This window comes from Streptomyces ureilyticus (assembly GCF_011045025.1).
In the GTDB taxonomy this organism is placed as follows: Bacteria; Actinomycetota; Actinomycetes; order Streptomycetales; family Streptomycetaceae; genus Streptomyces; species Streptomyces ureilyticus.
This window is the reverse complement of the sequence record NZ_JAAKZX010000437.1, coordinates 1-2,013: the sequence shown is the minus strand read 5'-3', so window position 1 is coordinate 2,013 and position 2,013 is coordinate 1. Positions and strand designations below refer to the sequence as shown.

Below are 2,013 nucleotides of genomic sequence, written 5' to 3'. Positions count from 1 at the left end.
CGGCTGGGATGGGGCTCTCGACGGGCGCTTCGTCCGGCGAGAGCATCGCGGGGGCCCCCACCAGAGCGGTGGCCGGCACCGGTGCCGTACCGGCGCGGCGGCTGCGCCAGTCGTCCCGCATCGCGAAGATACGGGCCTCGGCGCGGGCGATCAGCGGCTCGAACCAGGGCAGCGCCAGCAGAATCAGCAGACCCGCGGCCCAGCCCAGGACCACATCGCTCAGCCAGTGCGTACCGATGTAGACGGTGGTCAGGCCGACGCCCAGGGAGATCACGGCGGAGACGGCCGACAGCCAGCGGCGGGCGCGTGGCGTCGAGGCCAGATAGGCGAGGATGCCCCAGGTCACGACAGCGTTGGCGGTGTGGCCCGAAGGGAATATATCGCCGCCGAGCCACATCTCGTTCGAGCCGATCGTGGTCGCGTAGTGCGGGCCGAGACGGCCCATGCCGATCTTGGCGGCGCCGACCGTGACGTTCAGCAGCAGCAGGGAGACGCCGAGCGCGAGCAGCGGGCGCAGCGTGTGCATCCGCCAGGAACGCCAGCCCAGCCAGGCCGTGACCATCACGGCGGTGGGGCCGCGCTGGCCCAGCACCACGTAGTAGTCGAGGAACGCGTGGATCTCCGGCCACTGCTGATAGGGCCGGAAGAACATGACCTGCCAGTCGAGCGTGACCAGCCAGGAGTTGATGATCACGGCCCACACGATGGCGGCGTAGAAGGCGAGTGTGGCCGCGAGGAGAACCACCCTGTGCCGGCTCATCCTCGGCACGTCGATATGGGCCGGTCGTTCCGGCTCACGGTCCAGCCGGGCGAAGACCCGGTCCAGACGAGTCAGCTTTCGTTCGGTACGCACGTATTCGACGTTACAGCGAGTGAGCTCTGTTCAACGCCTGGGCTCCCTCTTTGTGATGACGATGTGATGTGGGATTCCTCTCAGGAGGAGGTTTATCACCGGGATTATGGATTCCCCGGTGTGCGTCCCTCGTTCAGTCCTTGGTTCAGTCCTTGTTCAATTCCATCGCGTCGTCCGGTGAGTTGTTTTTGGCGTGTCTGAATTTGTTCACCGAAAGCTTGCGCGCAATTCCCCCGGTGCTCACCGAGGATCAGGGAGGGGTCAGGGCGGACCGGAGCCGTTCAGCCAGAACGCGCCGTACAGCGCCGACACCACCGCCACGCCCCCCAGCACCCACGCCGACCTGGACGTTCGCAGCCGGGCCAGTGCCAGGGCCGGCGGCAGGAGCAGGGGGAAGGCGGGCAGCAGCAGGCGCGGTTTTGAGCCGAAGTAGCTCGACGCGCACAGGGCCAGCGCGGTGACGATCCCCGCGTACACCAGCAGCGGCAGCGGCTGATCCTGTCGTACGCAGATCACATACAGCCAGATCACCAGGGCGACCCCGACGATCAGTCCGAGCCCGGCGAGGGCGGAGGGAAACGACGTGAACTTGTCGGCGACGAACCGGGCGAAGGCGTAGCCGCCGTCGAAGCCGTTGCCCCACCCCGCCTGGACGTCGAGATAGCCCAGCGGCCCCTGGCCCGTGTGCTGCCCGACCCACAGGACGTAACCGGCGGCGCCCAGCGGCGCGAGAAGCATGCCCAGGGTGCGCCGCCAGAAGGGCGCGCTGTCCAGTGCCGGGACACTCCGTCCCCGTACGGACGAATCCCGTGTGAAGGCGTCCCGCACGACGAACGAGTCTCGTACGACGGACGAGTCCCGTACGTACGAGACGATCGCCGCTGCCCACACCGCCGCGACCACCGCGGCGCCCACCGGACGGGTAAGTCCCGCGAAGGAGGCGAGCAGGCCCGCCGTCAGCCAGCGGCCGGTCAGGACCGCGTACAGCGACCAGGCCGCGAGCGCCGTGAACAGTGACTCGCTGTACGCCATCGACTGCACGATCCCGACGGGCAGCACCGATCGGCGCGGAGATCATGGGCGCCGGGAAGTTCGGTTACCCCGGATGGCACGAGGACCCGGAGTTGGTGATGTTGGCGGGGTGCTGACACCTGGGCGTG

The 2,013-nt window shown here is 68.1% G+C and carries 1 protein-coding gene and 1 pseudogene; both read right to left on the bottom strand.

Annotated features, from left to right (window positions below):
* Positions 1-853 (bottom strand): phosphatase PAP2 family protein (locus G6048_RS47925; RefSeq protein WP_165345872.1); only part of this gene is annotated, 853 nt, incomplete at its 3' end.
* A 261-nt stretch (positions 854-1,114) separates the two neighbouring features.
* Positions 1,115-1,915, bottom strand: a pseudogene (locus G6048_RS47920) (hypothetical protein); the annotation flags it as partial.
* Positions 1,916-2,013: the final 98 nt, after the last annotated feature.